This window comes from Thermodesulfobacteriota bacterium, assembly GCA_040755095.1.
GTDB lineage: Bacteria > Desulfobacterota > Desulfobulbia > Desulfobulbales > JBFMBH01 > JBFMBH01.
In genome coordinates this window covers 1-14973 of record JBFMBH010000118.1, presented here as the reverse complement: position 1 = coordinate 14973, position 14973 = coordinate 1, and the positions used below count along the sequence as shown (strand labels likewise).

The following is a 14973-nucleotide window of genomic DNA, read 5'->3' as shown; positions in this document are numbered from 1 at the left end:
TCCGTTTGTCGAATATCCGGCCGCCTGGTGGCCAAGAAAGGACCTCGGAGGGGGGCTCACGGCTGCTCGCCGGGCTCCCGTTCTGCCAGAAAACCGTGGTGGCGCATCTTGGTCCGGAGCTGCTTGCGGGAGATCCCCAGGAGGTCAGCAGCCCGGCACTGGTTCCAGCCGGTCTCGTCCAGGGCCTTCTTGATGATGCCCCGCTCCATGGCCAGAAGGTTGAGATCGGAGGCCGGGGGCGCGCCTGTTGCTGCGGCCTGATTCAGGCGGACCGGCAGGCAGTCGGCATGGATCCGCTCGTCCGGGCAGAGGATCACCGCCCGTTCCAGAACGTTCTCCAGCTCGCGCACATTGCCCGGCCAGTCATAGCCCTGGAGGATGGTCACCACCTCCCGATCCAGCTCCCGCACCGCCTTGCCGCTCCGAGCCGCCAAGCTCTGCAAGCAGTGCCGGGCCAGCAGGGGAATATCCTCCCGGCGCTGGCGCAAAGGCGGCAGCGCCACGGGAATGACATTCAGCCGGTAAAAAAGATCGCTGCGGAACTCGCCCCGGCTTACCGCCCCCTCCAGATCCCGGTTGGTGGCGGCCAGGATGCGGACGTCCGCTGCCAGCCGCTCCTTGCCGCCCACCCGCCGGATCTCCCGCTCCTGCAGGAAGCGCAGCAGCTTCTTCTGCAGGGCACCATCCAGGTCGCCGATCTCGTCAAAGAAGGCGGTGCCGGCCTGGGCCATCTCGATGAGTCCGATCTTGGCCTCGCCGGCACCAGTGAAGGCCCCCTTTTCATGGCCGAACAGCTCGCTCTCCAGAAGCTCGTGCGGGATGGTGGTGCAATCGATGGCCACGAAGGGACCGGCGGCCCGGGCCGAAGTCTTGTGGATGGCCCGGGCGACCAGCTCCTTGCCGGTGCCGCTCTCCCCCAGGATAAGGACCGTGGCGTCGGTCTTCGCCACCCGCCGGATCAGCGAGAAGACCTCCTGCATGGCTCGGCTGTGGCCAACGCGGCCGCAAAAGCCGGGCCGGCCGGCGCCGGCCGCCGCCGGCTGGGCGTCAGGGGTCAGGGCTTCATCGATGATGCTGGTGAGCAGGGCCAAGTCCACCGGCTTGGTGAGATAGGTGTAGGCCCCCTTCCGCATCGCCCCCACCGCCAGCTCGATGGTGCCGTACGCCGTAAGCAGGATGAACGGCGTTGCCGGCCATCTGGCCTTGACCTGGGCCAGCAGCTCTTCGCCGCTCATGCCCGTCATCCGGTAGTCGGAGATCACCAGGTCGAAGGGGCTCGCGGCAAGGCGCTCCAGCGCCTCCTCGCCGGAGAGGGCGGTCTCGATCCGGACGCCCGGACCAGTCAGGCCGGCGGCCAGCACCCGGAGGGCATTGACCTCGTCGTCGGCGATGAGGATGCGGCGGGTGGTCATGGCCTCTTCTCGACCGCTCGTAGCAGCAGGGTGAAGGTGCTACCCTGCCCAGGGGCGCTTTCCACGGTGAGGTCTCCGCCATGGGCTCGGGCAATGTTCCGGGAGACGGCCAGGCCCAGGCCCGTGCCCCGGGCCTTGGTGGTGAAGAAGGGATGGAAGATCCGTCCCTGGAGCGCTGCCGGGATGCCGGGGCCGTTGTCGGCCACCGTCACCGCCAGCATCCCCTCCCGGAATCCCGTGCCGATGTGCACCTGACCGCCCTTGGCCACCGCCTGCAAGGCGTTCAGCACCAGGTTGATGAGGACCTGCTTGATCTGATCCCCATCCCCGAGGGCCGGCGGCAGATCCGCCGCCAGGCTGGTCTCCAGGGTCACCCGCTGCTCCCTGGCCTCGGTGCCCATGAGGGTCGCGGTCCCCCGGACGACTTCCCCCAGATCCACGGCGCGAAGCCTCAGTTCCTGGGGCTGGGCAAAGGTCATGAGGGCGCTGGTGAGGCGCTGGATCCGGGTCGCCTCGGAACGGATGATGCCCACGAACTCCCGGACCAGCTCCCCGGAGAAGTTCTTGCCGATATACTCGGCAGCGCCGTCGATGGCCAGAAGCGGGTTTCTGATCTCATGGGCCAGGGTAGCAGCCAGCTCGCCGGTGGCGGCCAGCTGGCACAGCCGCTGCTGCTCGTCCATGGCCAGCCGCAGCCGGGTCAGCATGTCGTTGAAGGCGCTCCCCAGCTCGCCGATCTCGTCATTGCCTGCCGCCGGAATCCGGGCCCGCAAATCGCTGGCCGCCAGTCCCGCCACCGACCGTTTGAGGAGCAGGATCGGCCGCACCAGGCGGATGATGAGCCCGAGGCCGAAGACCAGGGTCGCGGTGACGGTGACCAGAAAGAGCAGGAAGAGCAGCAACCGCTGGCCGAGGATATTGACCGGCCGGATGCTCTCGTAGAAGACCGCCGTCCCGAAGGAGACCAGGGGCACGGCGGCAAGCAGGCCGAAGGCGGTGAGCGCCCGGTAGAGGATGCTGCCCTGGTGCAGCGCCATCTCCCGCTGCCCCAGGCTGGCGACAATGACGACGAACCCCACCGGCCGCAGGAGATGGCCGTGGAGCCAGGCCTGAGAGCCGATGGGCGCGGGAAAGAAGAGAAAGGAGGCGGCGATGCACAGGAGGGCGAAGCCACCGGCCAAGCCCAAAAAGCGATGGTCCTGCGTCCGGTAGGCCGCTGCCAGATAGAGCATGGAGATGAGACCCGCCAGGTAGGCAACGCTGATCCAGACCAGGGGCCGCAGCTCGCCAAAAAGGGGCAGGCGGCTGTGGACAGACGGCAGCAGGAGGAACAGGAGGGGCAGGTAGCCCAGGGCCAGGGCCTTCTTGCCCGCCGGCCGCTCCAGGGAGACGGCGCTGACGATGAGCAGCAGGCCAAGACAGTAGCCAAGCAGGGTCTGGTAGAGGAGGTTCGAAGCCCAGGCGGCGGTATGGACCGCGCCGTGGAGGAGACTGCTGGCGCCGTGGATGGCGAAGCCAGCGGCCAGCAGCCAGACCCGGGCTCCGGTCTCCGCAGTGAGCGGCGCCTCCGGCCGGCGGAGCAGCCGGTAGGCTCGCCAGACCATGGCCAGACACAGGAGGCCGATCAGGAGATCCTCGCCGATGTGGTAGCCCACAAGCAGGCGGGCATCCAGTTCCGAAACAGGCTCGTCCACGCGCACGTCCAGGAAGAGGCTCGCGCCCTACCGCACGCCACCTGTCCCAAACGGGACAGGGGACACCGACCTTTGGCCCATCCGGCACAGCAGCGGGCTTGCCGCCAGACCGGTCTTCATGCTGGCACAGCCAATACCGCCGCGCAACGGTTTTGGCAAGACCCTTGCAACATGCTTGGCATACAGGGAGGCGGCCAGCATCCTCTGACGCGCGCAGCAGTCGGTCCTCGACGGACCGCAGACCACCGTCCGGGCACAACGGCCCGGACAGAACCCAAGACGAGCCACAAGGAGGAACGATCATGAAAAAGATGCTGCTGTTCGTGCTGTGCATCGCCTGCGGGCTGGCAGGCCCGGCCCATGCCGGCGACAGGTTCCCGTACAAGGTGAAGGGCGAGCACAAAGGGGGCGACGTCACCCCCACCCAGGCGTGGGAGATGGTTCAGAAGGATCCGGAGCACACCTTCATCGTCGATGTGCGCACCCGCTCCGAGTACCAGGACATCGGCCATCCGGCGGGCGCCATCAACATCCCCTGGCTGTTCGCCACCTTCCGGCCCGGCAAGGATGGCTACGACAAGGTCCTCAATCCCAACTTCGCCCAGGATCTCCTGGCCCGCTTCAATCCCAAGACCGACACCCTGCTCCTCCTCTGCCGCAGTGCCGAGCGCACCATCGCCGCCACCACCGCCGCGGTCGACGCCGGGTTTCCCGCCGAGCGCGTCTTCAACGTCCTGGGCGGCTTCGAGGGCGACAAGGAGAAGAACCCCAAGAGCCCGGACCTGGGCAAGCGCACCCTGGGAGGCTGGCGCCTGGAGGGCCTGCCCTGGACCTACGACATGAACCCCAAGCTCATGTACCGGCGGGACTTCCAGCAGTAACCCGTCCCGTGCCGCCCTGCCGGCTCAAGCCGGCAGGGCGATTCCTGCGCCGTCTTCCACCAACCCCCACAGAGAAGGAGCTCAACATGCGCTCGCGGCAAGCCCTCGTCGGAGTGGTCCTCATCCTCGGCCTATTGACTGGCGTCGCTGGCGCCCAGGCCGAGACCCCCGCCAGTTCGGCCCCGGTAACGATCCATCTGGACAAACAGGTCCTCGAAAATGGCGGCCGCATCACGGTTACCGGCACCGCTCCGGCCGGCAAGCCGGTCTTTCTGGAGCTGTGGGCAGAGGAACAAGTCCGGGCCTCCCGCTTCGATGCCGACCCGGACAAGGAGACCGGCAAGAGGCCGTACCTGCTGTACATGACCAGCCAGATGCCGGCCTTCTACAAGGTGGTCGTGCCCAAGAATCAGCAGGAGGCCCTGGACAAGGCCAAGAAGGAAGGCAAGAAATGGAGCTTCTCCCAGGTGCTCAAAGACACCGGCGCGGATGCCATCTATGCCGCACCGGCCAAGATCGGCATCGACCGCTACCAGGCCACCCTCATGGGCAGCATCATCGGCTCCCGGGGGGATCTCCTGCCGGCCATGGACGACAAGGAGAACAGGAAGCGCAGCATGCAGCTCGTCAAGGCTCGCTTCCGGGACCTGGACAAGGTCATGGCGGCCGACCTGGAGGTGAGTCCGGACGGCAGCTTCAATGCCGAGATCAGGATCCGCTCCGGCCTGGCGCCGGGCAGGTACTCGGTCGTTGCCGCCGTGGACAAGAGCACCCGGAGCGCTCCCTTGGCCTTCGAGAACCGGATCAGCTTTCCGGTCATCTACCTGGCCAACGCCGGCGCCAGCCTCAATCTCTTTCTCCCCTTCCTCCTCACCCTGGCCATCGCCATCTTCGGCGTGCTCATGGGCGCCGGCGGCGGCTTCATCATGAACCCCCTCTTCGTCTCCCTCTGGCCCCTGCCCCACACGGTGGTGGCCGGCACCGTCATGCCCACGGTGCTGTTCTCCCAGGGCAGCGGCATCTACAACTACTCGAAGATCAGGTTCATCAGCTGGAAGCTGGGGGTGGCCATCGGCCTGGCCATGGTGGCCGGCGGCTTCATTGGTCCCAAGCTCACCGAGCTCATCACCCTGGACCAGTTCAAATTCGTTTTCGGCTGGATTCTGGTGGTGCTGGCCGGCCTCATGTTCTGGCAGACCCTGCCTGGCCATCTCGAAAAGAACAAAAAGGAACAGGCGATCCTGAAGGAGTTCAAGAAGCGGGCGGAAGAAGCCGCCGCCAGAAAGTAGGCTTGCGAGGAGGCGCCACCATGATCGTCACGTTCTGGGGACAGGAGTTCAAGGTCAACATCATTCTTGGCTGCATCGGCGGTTTTGCCATCGCCGTCATCTCTTCCATGTTCGGCTTCGGCGGCGGCCCTTTCATGGTACCCCTCATGACCGTCGGCCTCGGCCTACCCATGTACGTGGTGGTGGGCAGCTCGCTGTTGGCCATCTTCTTCAATACCGTCATGGGCACCACCCGCCACTACATGTTCGGCAACTTCGATCTCACCTTCTTTCTGATCATGTTCCCGGCGGCCATTCTGGGCGGCTTCATCGCCCCGCAGATCGCGAAACGGGTCAGCCCCATCGCCGTGAAGCGGGTGGCGGTAGCTGGTCTTCTGATCCTGGCCTTAAGCCTCCTGGGTGTCTTCTAGGCGCCCTCTTCGTCTGCCCACCCGCCAAGCCAGAGGAGCCTTTATGATCGATTCCGCCCTGATGCTGGATGACGTCGCTTTTGCCCGGGCCATGCTCGAAAAGGACGAGCTGTCCCCCGCCGACCAGGTGCTTGCCTTGCGCAACCTCTACCGCATGAAGTACTTCCCGGTGGCGGTGAAATTCTTCTTTGACCGGGAGCAGCTGGACGCCTTCAAGACGAGCAGCGACTACCGGGTGCCCGCCTACCCCTTCACCTTTTGTCATTATCTCGCTGCCTCGCGCCAGAAGGGGGAGATCCTCCTGGGCACTGGCAAGGAGCTGGGCTGCTCCAACGCCAAGTACTGCTGGGGCTGGAAGGAATTCGACGAAGGCGAGGCCAAGAGCCATCTCAAGTATGTCAAGGACCTGGCCCAGGCGGAGCGGTTCGTCAGGACCAAGAAGCGGCTGCCCCACGGCCTTCTGGCCTTTGCCACCGCCCCCCTGCACCGGGCTTCCTTTGCCCCGGACATCATCCACGGCATCTGCGATGTTCTGCAGTCCTACCACCTGGCCAACGACTGGTGCGCCGCCATGGACATCCAGCCCTTCGAGATGGTGATGACCATGAACAGCTCCGCCTGCCAGGGGGTGACCGGCGTCTACGTGAGCAGGAAGCCCAACATCACCCAGATGTGCAGCGGCTCGTACACCGCCGGCAAGACCGAGCAGGGGGAGATCAACTGGATCTGGCCCGGCGAGCAGCTGATGCCCACCGTGCGCTGGATGCTGGAGCGCACCGTCCGGGATGGTGGCGCCTCCTACCCCCGCACCGGCGAGTCGTACCCCGGCTTCAACATGTGCAAGCTGTGCCCCTTCCTGGTCTTCAAGAAGCCCAAGGACTGATTGCCGGTCTCTTGTCGAGTCGCCCGTGCCCGGCGCTGGTCCAGACACGGGCGGCTTGCCGGCCCCGCCCGTTCCTGGGCCGCTTTTCCCCCGGCTGATCGCGCTTTTCTCCATTGACACGGACCGGCCGACTCGCTAACGTGCGGCCATCGTCTCCGGGCCGTTGCGGGCGATCGACCACGCCCCGGCATCCCGGTTTGGCCTTCGACCGATCATGCGCCAGGCCAGCTCTATGGACAGGGATCTGCGGGCACTGCCAGACCGGACGGATGACCGGCCACCCAAGGCCGGACCTGATCCCTTTGCTGCCGGCCGGCTGCGCCTGCGGCAGCCCCTGATGCCGCTGGCCCGCCTGGTGGTCCTGACCTTTCTCGTCAGCCGGCACCCCAGCGTGGCCGAGCTCCTGGAGCAGCTGCCCCAGGAAATGGTGGTTGGAGGCCGGGTCTACCGGGCGCCTGCTGCCCTGTTGGCGCCCCACCTGGACCTGCTGGCCGCCGCCGAGGCGATGCGACGGGGCGAGCCGGACGACCGGCTGGTGGTGAGCGAGGACCTGACACCGGTCAAGCCGTTGATCGCTTTCATGGCCGGCCTCACCCAGGGCATCTGCAGCCGGGAGCTGGAGACCATCAACAGCCTGCTCTGCGACCCCTGCGGGTGCAGCGTCTGTTGCACCGGCCCCCGGGGGGAGATGCATCAGCTCTTTTTCGAGATCCCCCTGGAGGCCGCCGAGCCGCAGCTCTTCCCGGTGCCGGTCGTGGACAGCCCTGCCAGCCGCTCCTGCACCAGCAGTGGCGAGCCGCCCTTGCTCCGGGAGGGGAAGCCCTTCTACGAGACCCCCACCGCTGTCTACCGCTGGCAGAACGGCTGGAGCCTCATCCTGCCCAGACAGGCCGACTGTCCCCATCTGGCCCCTGACGTCAGCCGCTGCCGGATCTACGTCCAGCGGCCCCAGGTCTGCCGGCGGCCCCAGCTGTTCCCCTATGCCCTGGAGCGCTGCCCGGCTGGAGACCGGCCGGAGGACGGCCGCGTGCGCCAGGGCTTCATGGCCCGTCACAAGCTCCTCGCCGTCTGGGACTGCCCGTATGTCCGCCAGCTGGTGGACGAGATCGCCGACTATGCGGCGGCCTCGATGCTTTCGCTGGTGCTGGCGAGGAACAAGGCCTGAGCGCGCCCCTCCATCCCGCAGCCCCCCTTTTTTTTGACGAACCGCCTGGCCCGTGGTACGTTGCCACGTTCACGTATTCTGACCCGGGCAACAGCCGTTTTGGTCCGTTTTGCCTGTCCTTTCCCGAACCGCGGAGCAGGCCGCGCCCTGCCGCCGCGGCCCGCCACGGAGAAGCCCATGACCACCAAGGCCCCCAAGGATCTGGCCGCCATCGTCGCCGAATACGAGCGCAAAGTGGAGGTCTTCCCGGACAACGCCGGCGTCTGGCATCATCTGGCCCTGGCCTATCGGCAGAGCGGCCGGGTCGACGATGCGGCCCGCGCTCTGGGCAAGGCCTTGGAGCTGGAGCCCAACAGCGCTGACAGCCTCGTCAACCTGGGTGGGGTGCTCTTCGAGCAGGGCCGCATCGAGGAGGCCATCGTCGTCAATCAGCGGGCCCTGGCCCTGAACCCCAACCTGGCCCAGGCCCACGCCAACCTCGGGCTCATCTGGCAACAGCGCGGCGAGGCGGAGCAGGCGATCGCCGCCTACCGGGAAGCGGCACGACACGCCCCGGGCATGGCCAGCACCTGGGTGAACCTGGCGGTGGCCTGCATCATGGCCGGCGACCTGGATCAGGCCCTGGAGGCCGCCCGCCAGGGGGTGGCCCTGGATCCCGACTTCGGCATGGCCCACAACAACCTGGCGGCCGCCCTCTATTTCAAGGAGGACTACCAGGCCGCCAAAACGCATCTTGACCGCGCCCTGGCCCTGGGCTATCCGGTTCCGGACCAGTTCCGCCAGGCCCTGGATCAGGCCCTGGCGCGCCCCGCCCAGGGGTAATGCCCCCATGGCCTCCGCCGCCTCTCCACCCCCGAACCGACCCTGGTGCCCCTTTTGTGGCCAGACCGTCGGCCGTCCCCAATCCCCCCGCCAGCACAAGCCGGGCGAGTTTCCGGTGGGCGAGTGCAGCTGCGGCGCCGTGTACACCTCCGACGCCACCGGCCATAACGTCGGCTCGGCCATGGTGGAAACCCTGGTCAATGCCTGTGGCGGCAACTGGGATCTGGCCTGGGATCTCCTGCCGCAGGAGGACTACCTGACCGGCCAGGTGGACAACTACGACGAGATCTCCCACCAAGTGGTGGACACCCGCAAGCTGGACGGCCGCCGGGTGAGCGGTGTCTTGTTCTTTGTCCGCCTGCAGCCGGAGGCCGCGGCCCTGGCCGGCCGGCAGCGCAGGGCGGCCGCCGGTCCGCTGCTGCCCCTGCCCCCGGTGGAGCCGGAGCGGGATCCCAAACGGCTCCGGCAACGGGCCGACAAGAGGCAGGTGGAGGAGCTGGTGGCTGCCGGTGCCATTGATCGCCTGGTGGATCTGGTCTTCGACGATCCCCGCACCCTGCGCTTCCTGCAGCGGCTGTTGTACGCGCCGGATGAGGCTTGCCGCTGGCGGGCGGTGCACGTCCTGGGCAAGGTCTGCTCCCGGCTGGCCACACGCCAGCCAGGCCGGGTGAGCGACCTGTTGCACCGCCTTTTTGCCGCCTGTTCGGATTCGGCCAGCAGCAGCTGGGGCAGCATCGAGGCGATCGGCGCCATCATCGGTGAGCGGCCGGACCTCTACGGGGCCTTCGCCCGGCACCTGCTGGGCTTTCTCAAGGACCCCGCAGCCCAGCCCCGGGTCCTCTGGGCGCTCTCCATGGTGGCCCGCTTCCGCCCGGACCTGATCCGCGCCATGCCTTTCTACAATCTCTTCACCTTCCTGGGCCATCCGCAACCGCTGGTGCGGGCCCAGGCCCTGCAGCTGTGCGGCCGCATCCGGGCGCTGGAGGTCCGGTCCCAGATCGAGGCCATGGTCGGTGACAAAACTCCTGTGACCATCCCCGAGGAGGGGCAGCTCGTCACCACCGATCTCGGCACCCTGGCCGCGGCGGCCCTCAAGGGAATGACCGACGAAGGAGCACACCCATGACCGACGGGACCGTTGACGCCCCCCCCGCCGCCGACCCGATCGTCGAAGCGGCCAAGGCCGATCTCGCAGCCGGCCAGGCTTTCCTGGCCAAGAACAATCTGGGCCAGGCGGCCAGCGCTCTGGACCAGGCCCTTCGGGGCTACCGCCAAGCGGGCGACCACGCCGGGATCGCCAATGTCCTGGTCCGGCTGGCCGAGGTCGCCACCAGGGGCGGCCAGCACGACCAGGCCCTGGAGCATCTCCAGCAGGCCTTGCGCATCTGCGCCGCGGAAAAGGATGCCATGAGCTGTCTCTATGTGCAGCAGCGACAAGCCGCCTGCCTCCGGGCCCTGGACCGTACTGCCGAGGCTACAGCCGTCTACCTGGAGATGCTCGACACGCATAGCGGTCACAACAACCCGGGCGGCGCGGTGGAGGTTCTGGTCAGCCTGGCGGAGACCTACGCCGAAGCCGGTGATACCGCCAAGGCCGCCGACGCCTACCGGACCGCCGCCTCGATCCATCGAAACTTCCGCCACCAGCGCACCGCCGAAGAGCTGCTGCAGCGGGCGGCTGCCCTGGAGACCGGCGCCTGGGCGCCCCCAGTCCCCGGAACCTGAGGCCCGAGCCATGAACGTCGTCCCCCCCAGCGCCGACACCGGCTGCCAGCGTTGCGGCACCTGCTGCCGCAAGGGCGGCCCGACCTTGCACCGCCAGGACCGGCCGATCCTCCTGGCCGGCCACATCCGCTACGATCACCTGGTCACCGTCCGGGCGGGCGAGCCGGCCATTGATCCGACCAGCAACCGCTCCGCTCCCGTGGCACGGGAATTCGTCCGTCTCTCCGGCCGCGGCCCGGACTGGGCCTGCCCCTTTCTCACCGATCCGGGCGCGGTGTGCTCCATCTATGAGGTGCGGCCCCTGGAGTGCCGGCTCCTGGAATGCTGGGCCCCGGAGCAGATGACCGCAGTGATGGGCCAGGACACCCTGACCAGGGCCGACCTCATCAACCCCGCCGACCCGATCCTGGATCTCATCCAGGCCCACGATCAGGCCTGCCCGGCCGGTCGGGTGGTGTTTCTCGCCGCCCAGGCCCAGGCGGGTGGCGTCGACGCGGCTGCCGCCCTGGAGGAGTTGGGCCTCCTGGCCAGCCGGGACCTGGCGTTCCGCCAGGAGGCCGCCGCTCAGTTCGACCTCTCTGTGGGCCGGGAGCTGTTCGTCTTCGGCCGTCCCCTGTTCAAGATCGCCTGCGCCCACGGCCTCACCGTCCAGGAGACCCCGGACGGCCTGGTTTTCCACGTCTCGCCGCCCCCCGCCGTCTGACCGGCCAGCCCGCCGGCGGCGGTTGCCCCCCGGGGGGGCCGCCGCACCGGCAGGCGCCGGGCTGCCAAAAAAAAAGGGGGGAGGCACGGGTTGCCCCGCCGCCTCCCCCAGGACCTCCCACCGCTGGTGGCGATCAGGTGCCTCGGACCTCCTCGTCCTTGGCGCGCCCCTTCACGGCGTACATCGTCGAGCTGCCGCTGGACCAGTAGGACATCTTGCCGTCCTTCACCAGGGCGTTGGCCGCATTCTTCACCTCCCGAGGCGAGGCATCGGCATTGGCCTTCTGCAGGTCCTTGAGATAGAGCTGCGGCTTCGCAGCCTTGGTGGCGTAGTCCAAGAGCTGCTGCTTCAGGGTTTCCATGTCAACACCCATCTTTCTACCCCCTTGCCCATCAACTACTTGATGTGGCTGGTGAACTTGAACTGGGTGGTGGTCCGCCAGGTGTCATAGGCCAAGCGGTAATCATCGATGGACTTGTCGGAGAACGGGATGTTGCACTTCTCGTAGAACCGCTCCCAGCCGATCCGCTCGGCCCACTCGCCAACCCGCTCGTACTTCTTGGCGTCCTTGGCATAGACCTCAAGGATACCCTTGACCGCGGCCACCGTCTCCGGCCAGCGGGGCGGGTTGTTGGGCAGGAATGGGATGACCAGCTTCGAGAACTTCGGTGTCGAGCGGCGGTTGGAGATCTTGCCGCCCACCAGGATGGCGATGCCGTCACCTTCCGGATCAGCCAGGGGCATGGCCGGGCACATGGTGTAGCAGTTGCCGCAGAACATGCACTTGTCGTTGTTGACGGTCACCGACTTGACCTTCTCGCCGCTCTCCAACTCCTCGGTCTTCGGCTTGATGGCGCCCAGCGGGCAGGCAGCGATGGCGAGCGGAATCTCACAGACGCCACCGATCCGCTCGTGGTCGATCATGGGCGGCTTGCGGTGTACGCCCAGGATGGCGATGTCCGAGCAGTGCACAGCGCCACACATGTTGAGGCAGCAGGCCAGGGCAACCCGCACCTGAGCCGGCAGGGTCATGCTGGTGAAGTACGGGAACAGCTCGTCCATCACCGCCTTGACCACACCAGAAGCGTCAGTAGCCGGGGTGTGGCAGTGCACCCAGCCCTGGGTGTGGACGATGTTGGTCACACCGGCACCGGTGCCACCCACCGGCATCTGGCCGTGCTTGGCCAGGGCGTCCAGCAGAGGCTGGACCTTGGCGGCGTTGTCCACCATGAACTCGACGTTGTTCCGGGTGGTGAAGCGCAGGAAGCCGTCGCAATGGTCGTCGGCGATCTTGCAGTAGTCCCGCATCAGCTCGCCGGAGATGAGGCGGGCGCAGGCCACCCGCGCGGTGTAGCACTCGTCACCGGACTCGGCGACGTGCTTCAGGACACCGGGCTTGACGATCTCGTGGTAGAGCCACTTGCCGTAATTCTTCTTGATGACCGGCGGAAAAAACTGCTCGTAGTGCGGGGGGCCGATGTCGGTGATTCTATCCTTCAACGGATTGGCTGGATCATAGCCCATGGTTGAACCTCCTTCGCGTCGTGAGACGACTGTCGTCGATGAATGAAAGCGTGCGGTCTCGGCCCCGGATCACATGGCGTGCCGCTGGCGGAACGCCTTGACATCCCGATCGAACCCACCCTCGACCTCTTCGTCCTTCCAGAAGACGTAGGGGTTGGAGCGCGGCTCTTTGGTATGCTGCGGCAGGGGCTCGACGCCCATGATCTTGAGGAAGGTGGGCAGGCCGATGCGCTGGATGGATTCGCCGATCCGCTCCCGGTTCTTGCCTTCTTCCATCCACCAGTCCCAGCACTTCTCCACCAGGGCCTTCATCTCCTCGAACTCACCCTCCATCTTGATGAAGGGCACGATCATGGTGGCAATCTGGGCGCCCTCGAGGATAGGGGCCTTGGCGCCGATCAGGATGGTAGCGCCCTGGTCCTTGCCCGGGCGCAGGGCCCGAGGCATGGCGTTCAGGCAGTGCATGCAGCGGGTGCACTCGGCGTTGTCGATCTTGAGCTGGCCGCCTTCCATGGACATGCAGCCGGTGGGACACAGATCGATCACCTCGGCCTTGATGTCGAACTTGCCCCAGTCGCGGCCCGCGTGGGCGCCGCCGTTCGGCACGTACTCGCCGGACACATACTTGGCCACCGCGGCCTGATCGATGCGGATGTCGTCCCGCCAGGTGCCGATGACCGCAAAGTCGGAACGGGCGATAGCCGCCACGCAGTCGTTGGGGCAACCGGAGAACTTGATCTTGAACTTGTACGGGAAGGCCGGGCGGTGCAGCTCGTCCTGGTAGGTGTTGGTGATGTTGTGGCAGGCTGCCTGGGTGTCATAGCAGCCCCACTCGCAACGGGCGCGGCCCAGGCAGCAGGACGGGGTCCGCAGGTTGCCGCCGGAGCCGCCCAGGTCCATGTTCATGTTGTGGGTCAGCTCCCAGAAGATGTCTTCCAGCTGATCGGTGGTGGTGCCCAGGAGGACCATATCACCGGTGGAGCCGTGCATGTTGAACATGCCGGAGCCCCGGCGATCCCACATCTCGATCACGTCCAGCAGACACTTGGTGCTGTAGAACTTGGAGGAGGGCTGGTTGACGCGCACGGTGTGAAAATGGGCGACGCCGGGGAACTTGGCCGGCACGTCCGAATACCGGCCGATGACGCCGCCGCCGTAACCGAAGACGCCCACGATGCCGCCGTGCTTCCAGTGGGTGACCCGGTCCTTGTAGGACAGCTCCACCTGGCCGAGGATATCCCAGCACTGATCCTTCGTCTTGGCTTGCCGCTTCAGGTCCGTGACAAAGCTTGGCCACGGACCGCTTTCCAGCTGATCCAACAGGGGCGTGTCATGCTTTGGCATTCTCTTTCCTCCTTGGATGGATGTGATTGGGTTGCCTGGGTGTGGAACCTGTTCCGACGTGGTTGCCTGCCTCTCCTCAAGTCGTGGCGGACCGGGCCGCGCCCGGGCGACCATCCCCCTACCGCCCCCGGGACCTGACATCGAGCCGGCGGCCGTGCCGGCGGGCACTCTGGCTTCGCCAGCGGCGGATCGCCAGAAATTGAATGCCCATTCAGTTCGGGGACCTTATCTCCCAACAGGCTGTTTGTCAACAAAAAAGCAAACCCCGAGCCCCGGCCCTTCCGCCGCTGGCGAGCAGGGTCCTGCACCGGCGGCGGGGTGCGGCGGCGATCGGCCAGGGAGGCCGCGAGAGGGGTGACCATCGGCCCCAAACAGATGTTGGAAAATGAACGGGGGATGTTCAGGCCAACCCGCCGGCACCGCGGCAGCTGATGCCCCGGCGCATGGCCTCGACCTGCCGGTCGATGAGGGCATCCAGGCGGGCCAGCAGGGTGGAGGTTGGCAGGCCTTGAAGGGTGGCCAGCCCCACCCGCAGATCGAGACCCTGCACATCCACGGCCAGACGGGGATCCGCCGCCAGGGTCTCGGCCTCGGCCAGGCGCTCCAGATGGATGAGGGCCTTGATGCGCTGGATGAGGGCCATGGCGTCGCCCTGGCCGGGGCTGGGCAGGAGGGCCAGGGCCTGCTCATGGAGCCCCGCGGCCAGGAAGAGCCGGCCGGCATGGAGGCGGGAGTCCGGGTCGCCGGGCAGGAGCGGCAGCATCTCCTCGACCCTTTCCCGGAAGCCAAGACGCAGGTAGTAGCTCATGAGGCTAAAAAAGTCGGTCATATCCTGGGTGAGACCCCGGAGGGCGGTCTCCCGCAGCACCAGGTAGCACAGATTCTCGTTGTGCTCCCGCAACGAGACCAGATCCGTGAAGCGGTACAGGTTGCGGCGGGAGAAGGCAGCCAGCGCCGCCAGACTGTCCACAGCCACCGGTTCCAGGACCAGATGCGGATAGACCTGAAACTCCACCTGCCGGCCGGCCAGCCGGGCCAGGCCGTAGTCATCAGGGAAGCGGACCGGAAACTGGACCGGCCGGCCGGGCCGCACCCCGGCCAGGGCGGCCTCGAAATCAGCC

General features: G+C 66.8%; 15 protein-coding genes. 9 read left to right on the top strand and 6 right to left on the bottom strand.

Annotated elements, in window-relative coordinates; all coding sequences use genetic code 11:
• Window positions 1–56 precede the first annotated feature (56 nt).
• Window positions 57–1412, bottom strand: coding sequence for a sigma-54 dependent transcriptional regulator (locus AB1634_15295; protein ID MEW6220881.1), 1356 nt, complete (start codon window positions 1410–1412; stop codon window positions 57–59).
• A complete protein-coding gene (locus tag AB1634_15290) occupies window positions 1409–3106 on the bottom strand; it encodes an ATP-binding protein (GenBank protein MEW6220880.1) in 1698 nt (565 codons plus the stop codon). Before AB1634_15290 ends, AB1634_15295 begins: the two co-directional genes overlap by 4 nt.
• Before the next feature lie 302 nt (window positions 3107–3408).
• Here AB1634_15290 and AB1634_15285 point away from each other — a divergent pair, with 302 nt between their 5' ends.
• From AB1634_15285 to AB1634_15245, 9 genes are all read left to right on the top strand, one after another.
• Window positions 3409–3987 carry a rhodanese-like domain-containing protein gene (locus tag AB1634_15285; protein ID MEW6220879.1) on the top strand — a complete coding sequence of 193 codons (579 nt, stop codon included), beginning with the start codon at window positions 3409–3411 and terminating at the stop codon, window positions 3985–3987.
• An 86-nt stretch (window positions 3988–4073) separates the two neighbouring features.
• On the top strand, window positions 4074–5276 hold the full coding sequence (locus AB1634_15280) for a sulfite exporter TauE/SafE family protein (GenBank protein ID MEW6220878.1): 1203 nt from the start codon (window positions 4074–4076) through the stop codon (window positions 5274–5276).
• Between the two features lie 20 nt (window positions 5277–5296).
• On the top strand, window positions 5297–5686 hold the full coding sequence (locus tag AB1634_15275) for a sulfite exporter TauE/SafE family protein (protein ID MEW6220877.1): 390 nt from the start codon (window positions 5297–5299) through the stop codon (window positions 5684–5686).
• Between the two features lie 43 nt (window positions 5687–5729).
• Window positions 5730–6569 carry a DUF169 domain-containing protein gene (locus AB1634_15270; GenBank protein MEW6220876.1) on the top strand — a complete coding sequence of 280 codons (840 nt, stop codon included), beginning with the start codon at window positions 5730–5732 and terminating at the stop codon, window positions 6567–6569.
• Between the two features lie 232 nt (window positions 6570–6801).
• The gene (locus AB1634_15265) at window positions 6802–7734 is read left to right on the top strand and encodes a hypothetical protein (protein MEW6220875.1); all 933 of its coding nucleotides are present in this window, start codon (window positions 6802–6804) and stop codon (window positions 7732–7734) included.
• Window positions 7735–7911: 177 nt separating this feature from the next.
• Complete coding sequence (locus tag AB1634_15260; protein MEW6220874.1) at window positions 7912–8556, top strand: tetratricopeptide repeat protein; 645 nt, start codon at window positions 7912–7914, stop codon at window positions 8554–8556.
• A 115-nt stretch (window positions 8557–8671) separates the two neighbouring features.
• Complete coding sequence (locus AB1634_15255) at window positions 8672–9682, top strand: DVU0298 family protein (protein ID MEW6220873.1); 1011 nt, start codon at window positions 8672–8674, stop codon at window positions 9680–9682.
• Window positions 9679–10281, top strand: coding sequence for a tetratricopeptide repeat protein (locus AB1634_15250; GenBank protein ID MEW6220872.1), 603 nt, complete (start codon window positions 9679–9681; stop codon window positions 10279–10281). Before AB1634_15255 ends, AB1634_15250 begins: the two co-directional genes overlap by 4 nt.
• A gap of 10 nt (window positions 10282–10291) precedes the next feature.
• The gene (locus AB1634_15245) at window positions 10292–10984 is read left to right on the top strand and encodes a YkgJ family cysteine cluster protein (GenBank protein ID MEW6220871.1); all 693 of its coding nucleotides are present in this window, start codon (window positions 10292–10294) and stop codon (window positions 10982–10984) included.
• Between the two features lie 133 nt (window positions 10985–11117).
• Here AB1634_15245 and AB1634_15240 read toward each other — a convergent pair whose 3' ends face one another.
• The 4 genes from AB1634_15240 to AB1634_15225 all read right to left on the bottom strand — a co-directional run.
• Window positions 11118–11345: a dissimilatory sulfite reductase D family protein gene (locus tag AB1634_15240; protein ID MEW6220870.1), complete on the bottom strand. Its 228-nt coding sequence runs from the start codon at window positions 11343–11345 to the stop codon at window positions 11118–11120.
• A 35-nt stretch (window positions 11346–11380) separates the two neighbouring features.
• Complete coding sequence (gene dsrB / locus AB1634_15235) at window positions 11381–12508, bottom strand: dissimilatory-type sulfite reductase subunit beta (protein ID MEW6220869.1); 1128 nt, start codon at window positions 12506–12508, stop codon at window positions 11381–11383.
• 69 nt (window positions 12509–12577) lie between these two features.
• Window positions 12578–13852, bottom strand: coding sequence for a dissimilatory-type sulfite reductase subunit alpha (gene dsrA / locus AB1634_15230; protein MEW6220868.1), 1275 nt, complete (start codon window positions 13850–13852; stop codon window positions 12578–12580).
• 400 nt (window positions 13853–14252) lie between these two features.
• The coding region (locus tag AB1634_15225; protein MEW6220867.1) for a hypothetical protein at window positions 14253–14973 on the bottom strand (721 nt) is incomplete at its 5' end.